This is a genomic window from Enterococcus alishanensis (assembly GCF_019218635.1).
Classification (GTDB): domain Bacteria; phylum Bacillota; class Bacilli; order Lactobacillales; family Enterococcaceae; genus Enterococcus_A; species Enterococcus_A alishanensis.
The window spans coordinates 78,294-96,446 of record NZ_JAHUZB010000003.1 but is presented as its reverse complement, the minus strand read 5'-3'; the positions used below and the strand labels follow the sequence as shown (position 1 = coordinate 96,446).

The following is an 18,153-nucleotide window of genomic DNA, read 5'->3' as shown; positions in this document are numbered from 1 at the left end:
AATTTATCTTATACAAGAAAGTAGGAATTTTATGAAATCTGCAATTTTTGAAAAAGCCGGACTAGTATCGGTGGAAGAAGTTGAAAAACCAACCATTCAAGCAAATGATGATGTCATTATCAAAATCGTTCGTGCCTGTGTTTGTGGCTCTGATTTATGGTCTTATGCCCACGGTGACAATAAAGAACCTCATTCTGTCAATGATGGTCATGAAGCTTTAGGAATAGTTGAGGAAATTGGTTCAGAAATTACCACAGTAAAACCTGGCGACTTTGTCATCGTACCATTTACCCATGGCTGTGGTGAATGTGATGCTTGTCGAGCTGGTTTTGATGGTACTTGTGACCGCCACAAGGGCGCAACCAATTGGTCAAATGGTTTCCAATCTGAATACGTGCGTTTCCATTATGGAAACTGGGCGTTAGTAAAAGTTCCTGGACAGCCCGCAGATTATACAGAAGGCATGATTAAATCACTTTTGACTTTAGCAGATGTAATGCCCACAGGTTATCATGCGGCGCGTTGCGCTCATGTTGGAAAAGGTGATAAGGTTGTCGTTATTGGCGATGGTGCAGTTGGACAATGTGCTGTTATTGCCGCAAAAATGCGGGGTGCTTCACAAATTGTGTTGATGAGCCGTCATCAAGATCGGCAAGAGATGGCCTTGGCATCTGGCGCGACAGCGGTTGTAGCTGAACGTGGCGAAGAAGGAATCGCTAAAGTTCGTGAAATTCTGGGAGGCGGTGCTGATGCTGCCCTTGAATGTGTTGGAACAGGCCCAGCAATTGAGCAAGCGTTGGGTGTTTTACACAATGGTGGACGAATTGGCTACGTGGGTGTTCCTCATTACAATGACCGCCCAATCGGTTCAACTTTTGCCCAAAATATTTCAATTGCCGGTGGTTCTGCTTCGGTAACAACTTACGACAAACAAATTTTACTAAAAGCTGTACTTGATGGTGACATCAATCCAGGTCGGGTGTTTACTCAAACTTATGATTTAGCAGATATCAATCAAGCTTATACTGATATGCAAGAAAGAAAAACAATTAAATCTATGGTTGTTGTTTCTGATCTTGTTTAAAGACCAATTTACCAAGAAAAAACAATCCATATCGAAACGAATTCAAATAGATTTTATGGAGTGGAGAAATCCGCTCCTTTTTTAGTTATTTTTTTATAAAGTGATTTTCTCTTAAACCCTCCTCTAAAAAACATCTATTTGACACATTTTTTTATGTTATAATGAATAAAAATAGAGAGGTGGTATCACAATGGGGAAAATTGAAGAAATTAAGTTTATTGAGGCCGGCAAACCTGCTGACTACGAAAAGGCTGTATCAGAAGCTATCAAAGAACTACAATCGAAAGATTTAACCGTGGAAATTAATCCTACTATGGCAGCTGCTCAAAAAGGTGTCGGTTATATGTATTCTGCAGTTATTGTAGGAAGAAAATAAGCATAGGTTTACTTAGCGTAAAATCTCATAACCAAGACTAAAGTTGGATAGCTTCTTTTTATGATTGTTGTAAAATTTAGTTATAAGATTTGCAGCAATTTTAGGAGGTATAGACATGATTAATAATCGATTCGTCGTTCGAAAATGGGCTTTGGTTGTGGCAGTAGTTTTAACTATTTTAGCTGTAGTTGATTTATTAATTGGAAATTTTAGCCCATTGGGAATGAATTTCTTTTTTAAACAATTAATTATTATTGGGAAGTTACTCCTCCCTCTGTGTTTTTATGTGCTAGCTTTTAAACCAAAAAAATAACCTCCGGCTGTCTTTCATTAGGCAGTTTTTTTGTGCAATAGTATCGCTAATTGATATAATTTAACTAAGAGCTGAAAGGAAGATGACTATGACTTTTCTTGCCATTCTTGCTGGGATCGGTGCAATTTTTAATTATTATGCGGTCACTGCTGGAATCTATTCGTTATTTTTAGCAATCTTTTTGCAAATCCTTTTATTATTACTAGCAATTATTGCCGGGATTGGCTTTCGTGGTCAGCGTTCCCGTCGTAGCTATGATGGCGGTTGGTACAAAGTTGCCACCGTTCGTTTTGCCTTGATTATGATTTCTTTACTAGGTAATTTATCAATCTTCATCGTCTTTATTTTAAATCAGCTAGGATATTTGTCAGGATTTTAAAGGTAGTTTTATTTATGTGGTATAGATCCTCTAAACCCGCTACTTTATGCAAGCTAAATAAACCAGTTGCCAAAATCAGAGTGATTGGCAACTGGTTTATTGATATTTTTAGACCAAGATCCCTAGTGATTACCGATAATCGGTTTGTCCATTCTTCCAAGCTCGGTCTGCTGTGGAGAAAGTAAATGCTGATAAGTATATAGTTTCCCTTCTGTTAAACTACAGCTTGTATAACCTGTTCGGTCGGTAAATAGCGAATAATCAGGAAACTCATCAACGCCAAATGACAAGGCTTCTGCCATTATTTGTTTTTTACCAGCAAATTCTCCACTGCTAGCTTGATGGATATGCCCGACAAAAATCCCTATAATATCACTTTTCGCAATCACTTCTTCAAATCCAGCAGGAAGTTTGGTAGCAATCGCAGGATCTTCCCAGGCTAGTGGATGATGAACTAACAAAATAGTTCCTTTTTCTGCCGGCTTTGCCAACCATTTTTCCAATTGAGCCAGCTGACCATCTGAAATTTTTCCTTCATGATGATCATCTTGAGCAGAGTCCAAGCTAATAATTCTTAGACCACGTATTTCGGTACAATTTAAATACTCTTGGGAATCATTTGCCTCAACCCCCATACCTTCGAAGAAAACAGCTCGTCGATCGTGATTGCCGCGACAAAAAAAGTAAGGTGTTGTTGGTAAATAATGATCTAACATTTTTCGTAACGCTTGATAATCAGATACTTGACCCTCATGTACCAAATCTCCAGTCAATAACACAAAGTCATAATCCATCAAAGGTAAATTTTGTAATAACTGTTCTAATGCTAAGCGAGGATTTTGAGTCTTGGAAAACATCGTTGCAGTAAAATCATTGGTTTGATAATTTTCTCTGAAATGGGAATCAGATAGATGCAAAAAGCGCATGGATGTTGCCTCCTTCTTCTGTTAAATAATTTGGATAACCGAGATTCTCTGTTGTGCGATAATCAAAAAAGTGGATTTTTTCTTCCTTCAAAGCCAGATTAACGTTGTCGCCAATTTGCCAGTCGGGACGTTCATCCAAAACAATCATTTCCAAAACGCCTACCTGAACAGTGTAGGCATAACTTTGCCCCAAAAGCTCGCGATATTTAATTTGGCCTTTTAACTGACTAGTTTCTTTGGTAAAACTTAAATGTTCAGGACGAATTCCTAAATAAACTGCACCGTTAACATTAGCTAATTTCTTTTGCCATGCAGGATTTAATGGTAAAAACTGATTAGCAAACTTAATAGTCCCTTGATCATAAGTAACTTCCAACACATTCATTCCTGGTGAGCCGATAAAATTTGCAGTAAAAGTATTACTTGGCTTGGCATAGACATTTTGTGGTGTATCCACCATTTGAATTTTTCCTTCATTTAATAAAACGATTCGATCTGCCAAAGTCATTGCTTCGATTTGATCATGAGTGACATAAACAAAAGTCTGCTGATAACGTTGATGAATCTTCACCAATTCTTTACGCGCATCTAAACGTAAGCGCACATCTAAATTCGATAACGGTTCATCTAACAGAAAATAGTCACTGCGTTTAACAACTGCACGAGCTAACGCCACCCTTTGTCTTTGACCACCAGATAAATCTTTTGGTAAACGATCTTTATAAGGCGTTAATCCCAGCATATCTAGCGCTTCTTCCAAACGAAGCTGAATATCTGCAGCCTTGAGTTTATTTGCCTTTAAAGCAAAAGTAATATTTTCGCTAACTGTCATATGGGGATATAAGGCATAATTTTGAAAAACCATAGCGATTTCTCGCTCGCCGCAGGGCATTTGATTCGCTGCTTGGGTTCCTAAAAATAATTCCCCGCTAGTTATTTTTTCCAAACCAGCAATCATCCGTAGCAAGGTGGATTTCCCAGAGCCAGAAGGACCTAATAAAACAATCCGTTCTCCTGCTGCAACAGCTAAATCAATTTCTTGCAAGATTGTTTGATCCCCATATTTTTTCCCTATTTTTCGTAACTCAATCGTTTTCCCCATGAAAATTCCTCCAATTTATTTAATACCCGCAGAAACAAATGTCCCGATAATATATTTTTGAAAAATGGTATACAGCACCAGCGGTACGAACATCGTAATTAAGCTGATGGACATGGCTACCGTAAAATTTGTTCCTCCTTCTGAACTGATATAAGTCTGCATCGCCAGCGGTAGCGTATAATTTTCTACTGTCCGCAAAATTAAAACCGGCCAAACATACTCATTCCATGAAGTAATAAAAAACCAGATTCCGGTAGAAGTAATCGCGTGTCGCGTTAGCGGAAAAACAATTTTCCCCATAATCGCAGGCTGTTTGATATTATCTAAGGCTGCAACATCTAATAAACTAGCAGGAATTTCCCGCATGGTTTGCGTCAGTAAAAAAATCCCCATGGCATCTGCAAATTGCGGTAAAATCACACCCCAAGTAGTATTAATTAAGTTTAACTTTGCAATCAATAAGTAATTAGGAATCATTGAAACTGTAAAAGGAATAAACATCGTCCCAATAATTACTAAATACCAGATTTTTTTGCCTTTTATTCGACAATAGGTAAAACTGTAGGCCGCAAAAAAAGCGACTATCAGCTTAACCACTGTGATGATACTAGCAATAAAAAAAGTATTGCCCGTAATTTTTAAGATTGGCAGATTGTCAAACAAATATCGAAAGTTCTCTAACGTAAAAGGTTGCGGGATCAAACTAGTAATCGTCTGATATGCTTCTTTCAAAGGCTTAAAAGAATTGGCGATGATAAATAGCAAAGGATAAATAATGATTATTAAAATGACAATAAATAATAGATGGGGCAATAATCGTTTAATTTTCATAATAAACTCCTTTTTCAACAAATTTGAAAATCAAACCTAAGAAAACAGCAAAGATTATCAAGGTCAATACTGAAATTGCCGAAGATTCCCCGACTTTGTACATTTCAAAAGCCTTTTGATAAGCATAATAAATCACGTTGGCACTCCCGTTATTGGGGCCGCCGCGGGTGATAATCTTGATTGGTGTAAAAACATACTGTAGTCCTTGCACAATCGTCATAACTAATAAATATAAGCCCGTTGAACTACTCATAGGCAAAACAATCTTAAAAAATATTCGCCACATAGGTACCCGATCCAGCTTTGCGGCTTCAATCATTTCACGATCGATCCCGACGACTGCCGCAAAAATGACAATAAAATTATAGCCAAAAACTTTCCAAGCAGTGATACCAGCAATCACTGCAATTACCCATCCTTGAAGATTCATCCACATTGGCAACTTCAAACCAAAATGACCTAATAAGATGGCGATTGGTCCAGACACTGGGTTCAAGATCCAAGTAAAAACCATCCCTGCCACCACTAGCGAAATCACTGCGGGAATAAAAAATAGTGGCTTATAAAAATTTTGCCATTTCTCCACTACTACCCCTAAAAGAAAGGAAACAATGTATGGAACAACACAACTTAATAAAACAAAAAGAATCGTATAAACCAAAGTATTTTTCAACACTTTATGAAAGACGGGATCGGTCAAGACCTTACTATAATTAGCAAAGCCAACAAAATCTTTGGTAGGTGAAACCATATTCCAATCAAAAAAACTTAAATAAATCGTATAGATCAAAGGATAAAAAACAAAAATTCCCAGCAGAATAACCGCTGGTGCCAAGTAAATATAACCGATGTAACGCTTCATCAAAGGCAAACTCCTTATGTAAAGCAGTCAGTTAGTAGATGAAAATTTCCTGTTTTTCCTACTAACATGACTGCTTATTATTCTTATTTGAGTAACTGATTGATTTCTTTTTGAGTTGCTTTCATAGTGTCGCTCACATCGTCACCAGCTAAAATCTTATCTCGCATATCTAGTAACTTTTGTTCGGCTTCTAAGCCAGCATCTCCAGGGAAAGAACTCCAGCTGACCATCTTATCCATTTGATCAATCGCCGGTGTCATCATTTGATTTTCTGCCAAAAAAGTTTTTAAACCATCTTCCGCATCAGCCACATCTTTTCTTGGCGGTAAGTAGCCTGTACCTTCTGTCCATTTCGCCATTGATTCAACACTGTAAAGATACTGTAAAAAGTCCCAAGTGGCTGCTTTTTTCTCATCTGTTTGAGAAGTCACTGCCAACATTGCGCCACCGGCAGGCAACTTCACTTCTTTTCCTTGCCAACTAGGGGACTCAACCGCGGTTGCTGCAAAAGGACTGTTGCTTTGAATATTGTTTCTTTGAGCAATTGTCGTGTAAACCATCCCCACACTGCCATCTATAAAACTTTGGACACCTTGTTCCCAAGTCGTATGAAGAGCAGTTTCATCTTCCACCATACCTTGATACAATTCATAAGCCGCAATACCGTCATTAGAAGCAAACGCTGCTTTTCCATTTTTGATAACGCTAGCGCCATTACTTTCTAAAATAGCTTGCTGAGCCCAATTATCAGCGGGTTCTTGGATATATACACCGTAATTGCCGGTTTGTTCTTTAATTGCTTGTGAAAAACTCTGAACTTCTTCCCAAGTTTTGGGACCATTTTCATCTAAACCAGCTGCTTTTAACATATCTTGATTTAAATACAATACCGGATTACTAATCGAATAAGGAATCCCAACTTGTTTGCCATCCTTTTCCGACAGCGCCATAATATTATCTAAGAAGTGATCTTTAAAAAAATCAGCATTATCAGGTTCAACCTCTTCAACTAACGATTGTGGATCAGTGTATTCAAAATTCTCGGCAAAATAATCTTTAAATGCCCAGCCAACCTGCACCACATCAGGTACTTCATTAGACGCAACTGAGGCTTGTAAATTTTGCATTAATCCTTTGTACATATCAGGATTATATTTGGCAACAACCTTTACTTTGTCCTGTGACTGATTGTAATCTTCCACTAATTCATTAACCGTTTTTCCCCCTTGGGTATCTGCATTGACATGCCAATACTCAATTGTTACGGGCTCATTGGATTTTTTGGTCGTATCAGCATTGCCACTACCACAAGCTGCCAGTCCCAAAATACTTAAGGCTGAAACAGCACCCAAAATCATTCTTTTTTTAAACATTGATTCCCTCCTAATTTACCTTCTTGACTATTTCTCTAGCCAAAATCAGTATAAAGAACCTACGTAAATTTAATGAAAAAGTTTTGTAAATTTTCAGTATTGTTTTGGTTTAATATAATTTCCTCTAGAAAAAGCCTCACAACTTCCTAGTAAAGTTACTAAGTCTCTAAAGATAGAAATTAAAGAAGAGCGACAAAAAAAGCCCATTTTCATGGACTTTTATTCCCTCTATATTGTTCTTTGGTTAATTGATAAATCACCCACGTAATCATTTTGCCGGTTTCTTTGGGGTCTTTATCGCTATAAGGCATGGTGGCGATTTTTTCTAGTCCACTTTTGGTTAACACTCTGCCAGATGCTGTATTTTCCAGCTGATGTTTGGCAATTAAGCGATTAAAACCGATTTCTTCAAAGCCCGTCACAAGCAACTGACGACAGGCTTCAGTCGCTAGTCCTTGCCCCCAATATTTTTTATTGAGAATATAACCTAACTCACCAGTCATCGTATCCTCATTTAGATCATGATAATCCAAGGTACCGATCATTTTACGATTTTTCTTTAAAACCATTGCATATTTCCCAAGTGGCTCGGCAAGGAAAAAACGGGCTAAATCATGTTTGGTATGATTTAAATTTTGATGGGTGGGAAATACAAAACGGGTATTTTCTTCATCGCCGGCATATTCCAACATGTCATCGGCATCAGTTATTACCAAAGGGCGTAGAATAAGTCGTTCCGTCTCGATCTGTCGGTGTTCATAAAGCTTTAAATATAATTGATTCATTTTTTTCAACTCCTCAAAAAAACTGCTATCAAAAATAGCTTTGACAGCAGTTTACCACATTTATTTACGAGCTAAAAACTGAAAATCAACTGCATTAGCTTTTTCAGCCATTTCTCTTTCATCAACATTAACTAACTGCCCATCACGCACCACCACTTTACCAGCAACAACGGTATTGGCTACTGAATTTTTCCAACCAACTGTTCCTAGTAAAGATTTCGGATCTTGCAAGGTACCGACTAAAGCCAAGTTTCTAGTGTCAATCATAAATAAGTCACCGGCTTTACCTACTTCTAATGAGCCAATATCTTTTCGACCCAATAAAGTTGCACTACCTCGTGTAGCCATCTTCAAAATATCATAACCAGTCGGCGCTTTAGTAGAAGAATTTAAGCGATGCAGTAGATAACTCACCCGCAAATCTTCCAATAAATTTGAGCCATCATTGCTGGCAGAACCATCAACACCTAGTCCCACCGGCACGCCTAATTCTAACATCCGCGGCACTTTACAAATACCTGAAGACAATTTCATATTAGAACATGGACAGTGAGCTACCCCTGTCTGAGTTTTTGCCAAAAATTTCAATTCATCATCATTAAAGAAAATTCCGTGGGCATACCAGACATCGCTACCGGTCCAACCTAAAGTCTCCATAAATTCTAACGGACGCATATTATAATGCTCTTTTACATAGACTTCTTCATCCATTGTTTCCGCCAAATGAGTGTGCAAGCGCACCTCTAAATGACGCGCTAATTTTGCCGTTTCTTTCATTAAATCAGTGGTAACACTAAAAGGTGAGCACGGAGCCAAAACCACTTGATGCATAGAGAACTCAGCAGGATCGTGGAATTTTTTCACCAAACGTTCTGAATCTTTCAAAATCGTATCAATATCCTGCACGACAGAATCTGGTGGCAAGCCGCCATCTTTTTTGCTCAAATCCATACTGCCTCGTGCCGCGTGTAATCGCATACCCAGCTGATCAGCACTAGCAAACTGGGCTTCCATGATGCCACTTTCACTACCTTGCGGAAAAACATAATGGTGATCGAAAGCCGTGGTGCAGCCAGTCTTCAATAATTCTCCTAAGCCAGTCATAGTAGAATAATAAATCACTTCGTCATCTAAATTTTTCCACAACTCATACAAATAAACCAACCAATCAAACAATTCCATATTTTGCACATCAGGTAAATTCCGGGTAAATGTTTGATACAAATGATGGTGAGTATTGACTAGACCGGGATAAACCAAGTGATGGCTGGCATCAATTTCTTCATCGGCGGTTTGATGATCCGGTCCGATATACGTAATGACACCGTTTTCAATTAAGAGATTGACATTTTCCAACACGCGGTCTTGATCATCACAAGTCACCATCGTCTTGGCATTCTTGATTAAAAGCTTCGACATTTTTTTCTCGCCTCCTGTTTAAAATTACACGTTCATCTTATCACAAATAATTCAGGTTGTATAAATATTTTTTTGACAAAAAAATTATTTTTATCCTTTATTTGTGGCTAAAATAACAAAAAAGTGAGCTTTAAAATGAAGCAAATAATCAGATCTCATTCCTGACTTACTTCAAATTAAACTCACTTCTTATTTTTATGCAAACATTTTTGCAATTTCTGCCGCTATTACATCAAAATCAGCTACTTCAATCGTTCTTAAATCCAAATAATTCCGTTCATTTTTCACGCGTGAAATAATCGGCACTTTTTGTTCCCGTAGTTTAGTTTGCAATTCATCGGCAGTATCCGTCTGACTTTTTAGTGTTACCGCAAATGTTGGTAGAAGGTGCTCAGGGTAAGAACCCCCGCCGATTTTACTATCGTCTGGTAAGACTTCCACTTGTAGTTGGTCAGAAATATCGTCTAATCTCTCTTTTAAAGTCTGTGCTTTTTCAGCGATTTCCTCTGGTTTTTGGGCAATCATTCTGAGTGTTGGAATTTCCCGTATAGCTTCCTTTTCATCCAAGTAAAGACTTAAAGTCGCTTCCAAAGCTGCCAAGGTCATCTTGTCAATTCGAATTGCCCGCAACAATTGATTTTTCTTCATTTGTTCAATATATTTTTTCTTACCAACAATAATACCAGCTTGTGGTCCACCCAATAATTTATCACCACTGAAAGTTACGATGTCGGCACCCAATTTTAGGACTTCACGAATGGATGGTTCATATGGCAACCCAAATTGACGCATATCAATCAATAAACCTGAGCCCAAATCATCAATCAAAGGGAGCCCATGTTCTTTAGCTAATTCAGCTAACTCTGCCAAATCCGCCTTCGCTGTAAAACCGATAATCCGATAGTTACTAGTGTGAACTTTTAATAAGGCACCTGTATTTTCATTGACACCTTCACGAAAATCTTTAATGTGGGTGCGATTGGTGGTACCGACTTCAACAATTTCACCGCCTGCCGCCGTCACTACCTCAGGAATCCGAAAAGCACCACCGATTTCGACTAATTCTCCACGAGAAACTAAGACTTCTTTTTGATCAGCCAGTGTATTTAGCGCTAGTAAAACCGCCGCCGCATTATTATTCACGACAATCACATCTTCAGCACCTGTTAATTTTTGAATCACCGAAACTAAGTGACTATAACGGGAACCTCGTTGCCCGTTTGATAAATCAAATTCCAAATTTGAATAATTGAAACTGACTTCATTTAATTGTTGTCGCACTCGCTCAGATAGATTGGAACGCCCTAGATTGGTGTGTAATATTGTACCGGTAGCGTTGATTACCCGCTTGAAGGAATATTGATGTTTATCTAATTCATCTAAAGTCAAAGCGATAATTTCTTGTTCACTAGGCGCTTCAGTCATGTCACCAGCTAAAACTGCCTGCCGAATTTCAGCTAAAATTTTTTGTAATTTTTCTTTAACTTTCGAATGAGTTAATTCTTCGGTTGGAATTTGTTTTAATAACAAATCAACACTCGGTAATTGCGCTAAAATTTTCTGTATTTGGTTTGCCATACTTGCCTGTCCTTTCTAACGTTGCGCTAAATCTTTCAAAGCTTCAATCGCTAAAACGACTTCAGCCTTAGTGGTAAAACGTGAAAATGAAAAACGAACTGTCCCGCGATCTGCTGTGCCTAACGCTTCATGCATCAAGGGTGCACAATGATAACCTGGTCGTGTAGCAATTTCAAATTCCGACCACAATAAATCACTCACGATTGCCGATTCCGCATCTTTGATATTTAATGAAAAAACATCTACCCGTGGTTTGGTAAAATCACCATATAAATTAACCTCTGGCATTTTTTGTAGTTCAGTGACAAATAATTCTCCCAAATCATTGGATTGATAGGGATTTTCCAATAACCATGCGACACTAGCACCTAAACCAGCAATCCCAGGTACATTTACAGTGCCGGCTTCTAATAACGTCGGCAAGCGCTTGGGCTGTGTCTTAGAAAAACTTTGCATCCCATCGCCACCAGTTAAAACCGGCTCTAATGGTAAATCTTTTTTCAAACAAACACCACCAGTTCCCTGTGGACCATATAAACTTTTATGACCAGTGAAACATAGCGCATCAATGCCCTCATCTGATAAATCAATAGACACTACACCTGCTGTTTGCGAAGCATCCACCACTAAGAATAAGTGATGCTCACGACAAATTTTCTTAATTGCAGACAAATCAACTAAATTCCCCGTTACATTTGACGCATGGTTGATGACAATTGCTTTGGTATTTGCAGTTATTTTTTCAACGAACTCCGCTAAATTTAATTCGCCAGTTACAGATGAGCTGCTGACAAAATCTAGCGTTATCCCACTTGTTTCCAGTTGATATAGCGGGCGCAAAACAGAATTGTGTTCCCAGCTAGTTGTAATTACGTGATCACCAGCTTGCAGTAAGCCTTTTAACACTTCATTTAAAGCCACAGTGGCGTTGTTGGTAAAAGCTACTTCGTAATTTTGATTAGCGTGAAAAAGTTTTTTTAGATTTTCCCGTGCTTCATCCACTACTTGATAAGCGTTCAAAGAATAACCGTGGGCGCCACGAGATGGATTGCCATAAGCATCAGCTGACAAAATTTCCGCTACTTTTTTTGCCACAACTGGTGGTTTTTGCAAGGTCGTCGCAGCATTATCGAAATAATAGCCCATTTTATTTCCCCTTTTCTCCTAAAACACGGTAGTTTTCAACACGTTTCGTCACATTTTCTTTATCCAAATATTCTAAAATTAACATGGAAGCTTTACGGCTAGATTGGGTCATGTCACGGAAATCTCCCAGCGTCATTTGCTGGTGTTCAGCAATATATTTTTTAATTAAGTCTATGGCCTCTTGATAAACTTTTTTCAGAATAACAAATTCATGAGTTAAAAAGATAACCCTATCGCCATTCATTGCCTCTAAAACTTCCGGTGCATTTTTATCCAACACTTCTAAGTCTTCTTTTTTAACTGGCGTATAACCACTATCAGCTAACATTTTTTCAATCTTGGCTTGGGCAGCTTCTTGATATTTATTAAATGTGACAGTGAACTCAGCTAAAGCAAGCTTATCATTGGCTGACTTGATTAATTGGTTTTCGGTTAATAATTGCAGCAAAGCAGTAATCTCTTTATCCGATAAATTTTTTCGTAAACGTGAGCGGAACTCTTCAGTTGGAATCCCTTGGCGTAAACGGAATTTCTTATGGTACTCATCAATAATGGCTGATGCTTGTTCCTCTAATTTGGCATAGCTTACTGACGTTAAATAACCGACTTTGGTTTGAATCAACTGATTTTCCGTGACCATCTCTGCCAAAATTTCGGTCAACTCGTTTTGAGCAGTGCCTAGATAATCGGCCAATTCTTTTGCAGTTGTAAATGGTTGTTTTTTATTGGTCATAAAGTCAGCAATAATTTCTTCAGTACTGCCTTCTTCTTTAGCCTTCAAACTTTCTAAGACTTCTACTTTAAAGCGGCGATGCTTGCTTGGTGCAACATCTAACACTTCACCACCAGCAATCGTCTCCATTGGTGAATAGGCCCGCAAAATAAAATGATCTCGTTCTTTGACAGCCACTTGTTCTTCTAAGCGCAACTGTAAAAAACCTTCTGTCCCAGGAGCAATCCATTCTGCACCTAAAGGAACCGTTCGAGCCATGACTTCTCGCGTGCCGATTAATAACCGCACTCGATCCCATAAGCCAATCCCATTTTCTACTTCTGGCAAACATTTTATTTTAACATCCAACATCCAAGTATCATGTAATTTGTCAGAAATTGACAAAACATCCCCCCGTTGAATCTCATCCTTACTCAAATTAGCTAAATTCAAAGCCGTTCGTTGACCAGGAAAAGCTTCTTCTACATCAGTTTCGTGGACTTGGATATTTCGTACCCGAACTTTTTTTCCTTCTGGATATAGATGCAATTCGGTACCAACCTTAATTGGACCATCCAATAACGTGCCAGTAATAACCGTCCCAAATCCTTTGACACTAAATACCCGATCGACATTGATACGAGCTTGTCCATTTTGGGTAGTTTCACTGATATTTTCCGCATGTGTCTGAATTCTTTCCAGTAATTCAGGAATACCTGTGCCGGTCACAGCGTCAGTTTCGATAATTTCTGCATCAGCTAATGGTGTTTCTTTTAATTGGTCCCGAATGTCGTCAACTACTAGTTCTTTTAAGTCAGGATCAACGGTATCAACTTTAGTCAACACAATCAGAAAATCTCGAATTCCTAACAAGGTTAAAATATCAATATGTTCCTTAGTCTGAGGCATGATACCTTCTTGGGCATCAATCACCAATAACACTAGATTAATTCCCGGAAGCCCAGCTACCATGTTTTTGATGAACTTTTCATGACCAGGAACGTCGACAATTCCTACCCGCATCCCGTTTTTTAAATCTAAATATGCAAAGCCCAAATTAATCGACATGCCGCGCTTTTTCTCTTCCTTCGTGGTATCGGTTTCAATCCCCGTCAAGGCCTTAATCAGCGTGGTTTTCCCGTGGTCGATGTGTCCGGCCGTTCCAATAACAATATTTGCCAAGCTAATCTTCCTCTCTTTTTTGATATGTTGCTTTCAAGCCCTCTTGCTCCCCAATATAATAGCCTTCTGATTTTACTTCAGCCTGTTTTAATAACGCGTCTAACAGCTGATGATTTTCCAAGGGATACTTTAAAGAAAAGCCGCAACTGGCGTAAATCTTTTCCGGAGTGGGAATGATTCGCGCCTGTAGTCGGGCTTCTTTGGCAATTTTTTCAGCTTTCATCGCTTCATGGGTTGAGTAAAAGAGGGCGACGCCAAATTTCTCCATCGCCAAATACTCCTTAAAATAATTTTTATGGTTTCACAATCCGGTCAGATACCCGCATCATTTCGATAATGCGGAACATATTAGTAACTTCACCGACAGCCACTTGATCGGTAATTTCAAAGAAGTTCAAACAAGCACCGCAAGCATAAATTTCTACACCATTATCTTGTAATTTTATCAAATCTTCTACTGAGTCAGAGCCTTCAATCACAGACTGCACACCACCATTGTAGAAAATAATTTTACTAGGTAAAACATCCTGCTCGGTTAATGAATAAATAAACATTTTTAATAAGTTTTTACCTAATTCTTCTGAGCCTTGACCGATCGTGTTAGTGTCAATCACCACAATATAATCGTCAGACTTTGGTGCAACCACAACTTCTTCAGTCACTTCTGGATCAGGAATATCGGTTTCTTCGCCGTTCGCTTTTGAAATTACGACTGTATAATGTTGGGGACTATCTTGGTTCATTTGATAGACATAACCTAATTGATCCGCCATCTTATGCAAGTTCTGTGTAGCAATTTCATTATCGACTAACGTTTCTACGGCTTCATGTTCACGTAAAGCTTTTTTTGTTTCAATAACCGGTAATGGGCAAGCCATTCCTAATGCATTAACTTTAAACATAACCTATTCTCTCCTTAATAAACGATAATATCTTTTTCTTCTCTTGGAATCACCACGCCGAAATCTTCTGCTGGAATACCAGCTGATTGTAGCTCTGAAACTAATTTTTCTGCATCAGCTTCAGGTACTGAAACCAATAAACCACCTGAAGTCTGTGGATCATATAACAATTCTTCAATTCCAAAATCTTCAATCGTGAAATCCATCTTGCTCTCCATATAATTACGATTGCGTTGACCGCCAGCTGTTAAAATAAATTCTTTGGCGGCAGTATAAGCTTCCTCAAAATACGGTAGCTTTTTCGAATAAATTTCAGCGGAGAATTTTTCTCCCACCATCTCATGTAGATGTCCAGCTAAACCAAAACCTGTCACATCGGTACAGCTCGTGATTGGATAATTGCGAATAATATTCATCGCATATTTATTCAAAGTTTCCATTGATTTAGTCGCTTGATTAAAAGCTTCTTCTGATACTTCACCTGCTGAATAGCCGACAGTTAAAATGCTAACGCCTAATGGTTTAGTTAAAATTAAATGGTCCCCAACTTGACAAGTGTTATTTTGATAAATTTTTTCGGGATCAACAGTGCCTGTCACAGACAAGCCATATTTGACTGAATGATCATGAATCGAATGACCACCGGCTAAAATTGCACCAGCTTCCTCGACTTTTTCAGCCCCGCCCCGTAAAATTTCTTTTAATATATGTAAATCTTTTTCTTCTGGAAATGCCACGATATTTAAAGCCGATAACACTGTTCCGCCCATCGCATAGACGTCACTTAAGGCATTGGCTGCCGCAATTTTTCCAAATAAGTAAGGGTCAGTCACCATCGTTGGGAAAAAATCAACCGTCTGGATAATCGCCAAATCATCTGTTAGTTTAATAACAGCGGCATCATCAGTCGAATCAAAGCCCACTAATAAGTTCTCATTTTTTGACTTAGGTAAATCAGCTAAAAGATCACCTAAATTCCCCGGTCCAATTTTGGCATTACATCCGCCACATACAATTAATTGTTGCACTGATTCCATCTCTGTGCACCCCTTTCCACTGTCATATTATAACAGTTTAATGTGAAATTCTCCACAAAAGATCTCGTTATTAAGATAAGACTCATAGAGTTATGATGGTGCTTTTAATAAGAAAATGCAATACCTTGAATTTACACACAAAAATGGCTCATCGCTGAAATTTATATAAAAGAAGTTTGGTAAGAACACTATTAAGAAGGATCAACTATGAATAATTACAAACAGCTTACTATATTTTAACGATAAACAATATTTGTATTTACAGCTATCGATGATTCAATTTGAAAAATTACTCGTCAAATGGATATAACCTTTTTACGATTTTAAGTGACTGGTATATTGGACTTTACATCTTAAACACCAAAAAAGCCGAAAACAATTAAGTTTCCGGCTTTTTTTAACAACTGCTACAACATGTCATTATACAACGTGATAATCTCTTCCACCGTTGTTTCTCGTGGATTCCCTGGTGTGGTGACATCTTTTAACGCATCTTTAGCAATTTGTGGAATATCTTCTTTCTTCACTCCTAATTCCGTCAAGTTTTGCGGAATGCCTACATCAATGCCTAGTTGCTTCACGGCAGAGACAGCTTTTTCCCGTACTTCTGACAACGGTAATTGATCAGCCCCTGGGATATTAAATTTCTCAGCGATTTCGCGGTATTTCTCGCCAGTAAAATCTTTATTGTAATCCATAATTAGCGGCAATAAAGTTGCGCATGCCACACCGTGGGGAATATTGTACCAGGCACTTAATGGATGGGCCATGCCGTGAACCAAACCTAAACCAACATTCGAAAAGCCCATGCCAGCAATATATTGTCCCAATGCCATCGCTTCTCTAGCAGATTGATCTCCTGCAAAAGATTGACGTAATGAATTCGCAATTATTTCAATCGCTTTAATATGCAACATGTCGCTCATTTCCCAAGCGCCCTTAGTTACGAAACCTTCAATCGCGTGGGTCAAAGCATCCATTCCCGTTGCTGCGCATAAACTTTTCGGCATGCCCATCATCATATCGCTGTCGACAAAAGCCACCACCGGAATATCGTGAGGATCGACGCAGACAAATTTGCGATGATTTTTTGCATCAGTAATCACATAATTAATCGTCACTTCTGCTGCTGTACCAGAAGTTGTCGGCACTGCTAAAATCGGCAGACTTGGTTTTTTTGTCGCTGCGGTGCCTTCTAAACTAATCACGTCGAAAAATTCAGGATTTTCAATGATAATTCCAATTGCTTTTGCGGTATCAATCGGTGAGCCGCCGCCAATCGCCACAATATAATCTGCCTTCGCCGCTTTACAAGCTGCAACGCCCGCTTGCACATCTTCAATCGTCGGATTTGGTACAATCCCATCAAAAATTTCATAAGCCAAATCTGCTTCCTGTAAAATAGTTATCACTTTTGTCGCCACTTCAAATTTCAGCAGATCCTTATCCGTCACTACTAAAGCTTTTTTGAAGCCGCGTTTTTTGGCTTCGTTGGCCACTTCGGTGATTGCGCCTTTCCCAAAATAACCTGTTTCATTTAAAATCATGCGATTTACAACCATTTTCTTGCCTCCATTAATATTTATTGTGATAAAAGTCGATAAACTCTAAAGCATCTTTTTTCTTTTTAAAAAAGATTTCTTCGGTTTTTATTGCCGTTTTTAATTTGACACAGAAATTCATACCAACTTTATCTAAGTGCAGACTTTGAATTTGTTGGATCGGAAATAACATAAACTGCCCATCGCTAAAATCTAATAGTAAGTAATGATCGGTGCCGACAATCTGCCCGTTATAAGTAATAAACTGGCGATTGTTCTTGATTTCATCGATTAAACGTTTGTCTAATTTAGCCACTTCAGAAATTTTTTCTATCCCAAAATAACTACGTAAATCTTGCATTACTTCATTTTCTTGTAGTTTTTCTTTTTTCTTTTTCAGGAAATAAAAACCTAAAAATAAAATCAGATACAATCCTGCCAGTATTTGTAAATCTCGTGCTTGCAGATTTTTTTCAATCACGAGTCCGTTAACCATGTATAAAATCAAGATTACCAACGCGCCTTTTAAAAAATAGTTCAGTTGGTATAAGGTTTTATCTAAAGTAACTTTTCTAAGTAAAATGCCTTGTCCACCCATCGTGGTT

General features: G+C 38.3%; 19 protein-coding genes. 4 read left to right on the top strand and 15 right to left on the bottom strand.

From position 1 onward, the window contains the following. Positions 1–31 precede the first annotated feature (31 nt). The 4 genes from KUA55_RS07340 to KUA55_RS07325 all read left to right on the top strand — a co-directional run bounded on the left by KUA55_RS07340 (position 32) and on the right by KUA55_RS07325 (position 2,152). Entirely contained in the window at positions 32–1,084 is a 1,053-nt protein-coding gene (locus KUA55_RS07340) for a zinc-binding dehydrogenase (RefSeq protein ID WP_218325553.1), read from the top strand. A gap of 190 nt (positions 1,085–1,274) precedes the next feature. Continuing rightward, positions 1,275–1,460, top strand: a complete 186-nt coding sequence (locus KUA55_RS07335; RefSeq protein ID WP_218325552.1) for a hypothetical protein — start codon at positions 1,275–1,277, stop codon at positions 1,458–1,460. A 115-nt stretch (positions 1,461–1,575) separates the two neighbouring features. Further along, the gene (locus KUA55_RS07330; RefSeq protein WP_218325551.1) at positions 1,576–1,773 is read left to right on the top strand and encodes a hypothetical protein; all 198 of its coding nucleotides are present in this window, start codon (positions 1,576–1,578) and stop codon (positions 1,771–1,773) included. Positions 1,774–1,861: 88 nt separating this feature from the next. Further along, positions 1,862–2,152, top strand: a complete 291-nt coding sequence (locus KUA55_RS07325; RefSeq protein ID WP_218325550.1) for a hypothetical protein — start codon at positions 1,862–1,864, stop codon at positions 2,150–2,152. A 122-nt stretch (positions 2,153–2,274) separates the two neighbouring features. On the opposite strand, the gene KUA55_RS07320 is transcribed toward KUA55_RS07325, so the two are convergent. The 15 genes from KUA55_RS07320 to KUA55_RS07250 all read right to left on the bottom strand — a co-directional run bounded on the left by KUA55_RS07320 (position 2,275) and on the right by KUA55_RS07250 (position 18,146). Next, a complete protein-coding gene (locus KUA55_RS07320; RefSeq protein WP_218325549.1) occupies positions 2,275–3,078 on the bottom strand; it encodes a metallophosphoesterase family protein in 804 nt (267 codons plus the stop codon). Next, positions 3,056–4,180, bottom strand: a complete 1,125-nt coding sequence (locus tag KUA55_RS07315) for an ABC transporter ATP-binding protein (RefSeq protein ID WP_218325548.1) — start codon at positions 4,178–4,180, stop codon at positions 3,056–3,058. The genes KUA55_RS07320 and KUA55_RS07315 overlap by 23 nt, the downstream gene beginning before the upstream one ends. Before the next feature lie 15 nt (positions 4,181–4,195). Beyond that, the gene (locus KUA55_RS07310; RefSeq protein WP_218325547.1) at positions 4,196–5,011 is read right to left on the bottom strand and encodes a carbohydrate ABC transporter permease; all 816 of its coding nucleotides are present in this window, start codon (positions 5,009–5,011) and stop codon (positions 4,196–4,198) included. Beyond that, positions 5,001–5,873, bottom strand: a complete 873-nt coding sequence (locus KUA55_RS07305; protein ID WP_218325546.1) for a carbohydrate ABC transporter permease — start codon at positions 5,871–5,873, stop codon at positions 5,001–5,003. Before KUA55_RS07305 ends, KUA55_RS07310 begins: the two co-directional genes overlap by 11 nt. Positions 5,874–5,956: 83 nt before the next feature. Then, the gene (locus tag KUA55_RS07300; RefSeq protein WP_218325545.1) at positions 5,957–7,246 is read right to left on the bottom strand and encodes an ABC transporter substrate-binding protein; all 1,290 of its coding nucleotides are present in this window, start codon (positions 7,244–7,246) and stop codon (positions 5,957–5,959) included. Between the two features lie 209 nt (positions 7,247–7,455). Continuing rightward, complete coding sequence (locus tag KUA55_RS07295) at positions 7,456–8,031, bottom strand: GNAT family N-acetyltransferase (RefSeq protein WP_218325544.1); 576 nt, start codon at positions 8,029–8,031, stop codon at positions 7,456–7,458. Positions 8,032–8,091: 60 nt separating this feature from the next. Further along, positions 8,092–9,450 carry an 8-oxoguanine deaminase gene (locus tag KUA55_RS07290; RefSeq protein WP_218325543.1) on the bottom strand — a complete coding sequence of 453 codons (1,359 nt, stop codon included), beginning with the start codon at positions 9,448–9,450 and terminating at the stop codon, positions 8,092–8,094. Positions 9,451–9,645: 195 nt separating this feature from the next. Then, complete coding sequence (gene selA / locus KUA55_RS07285) at positions 9,646–11,028, bottom strand: L-seryl-tRNA(Sec) selenium transferase (protein ID WP_218325542.1); 1,383 nt, start codon at positions 11,026–11,028, stop codon at positions 9,646–9,648. A 15-nt stretch (positions 11,029–11,043) separates the two neighbouring features. Then, positions 11,044–12,174, bottom strand: a complete 1,131-nt coding sequence (locus KUA55_RS07280) for an aminotransferase class V-fold PLP-dependent enzyme (protein ID WP_218325541.1) — start codon at positions 12,172–12,174, stop codon at positions 11,044–11,046. A 1-nt stretch (position 12,175) separates the two neighbouring features. Further along, complete coding sequence (gene selB / locus KUA55_RS07275; RefSeq protein WP_218325540.1) at positions 12,176–14,068, bottom strand: selenocysteine-specific translation elongation factor; 1,893 nt, start codon at positions 14,066–14,068, stop codon at positions 12,176–12,178. Position 14,069: 1 nt separating this feature from the next. Further along, a complete protein-coding gene (locus KUA55_RS07270) occupies positions 14,070–14,336 on the bottom strand; it encodes a putative Se/S carrier protein (protein ID WP_218325539.1) in 267 nt (88 codons plus the stop codon). A gap of 25 nt (positions 14,337–14,361) precedes the next feature. After that, the gene (gene yedF, locus KUA55_RS07265) at positions 14,362–14,970 is read right to left on the bottom strand and encodes a sulfurtransferase-like selenium metabolism protein YedF (protein WP_218325538.1); all 609 of its coding nucleotides are present in this window, start codon (positions 14,968–14,970) and stop codon (positions 14,362–14,364) included. Positions 14,971–14,984: 14 nt separating this feature from the next. Beyond that, positions 14,985–16,007: a selenide, water dikinase SelD gene (gene selD, locus KUA55_RS07260; RefSeq protein ID WP_218325537.1), complete on the bottom strand. Its 1,023-nt coding sequence runs from the start codon at positions 16,005–16,007 to the stop codon at positions 14,985–14,987. A 407-nt stretch (positions 16,008–16,414) separates the two neighbouring features. Further along, positions 16,415–17,569 (bottom strand): lactaldehyde reductase, encoded by a 1,155-nt coding sequence (gene fucO / locus KUA55_RS07255; RefSeq protein ID WP_218325536.1) that lies wholly within the window; start codon positions 17,567–17,569, stop codon positions 16,415–16,417. Between the two features lie 13 nt (positions 17,570–17,582). Then, on the bottom strand, positions 17,583–18,146 hold the full coding sequence (locus KUA55_RS07250; RefSeq protein WP_218325535.1) for a hypothetical protein: 564 nt from the start codon (positions 18,144–18,146) through the stop codon (positions 17,583–17,585). Positions 18,147–18,153: the final 7 nt, after the last annotated feature.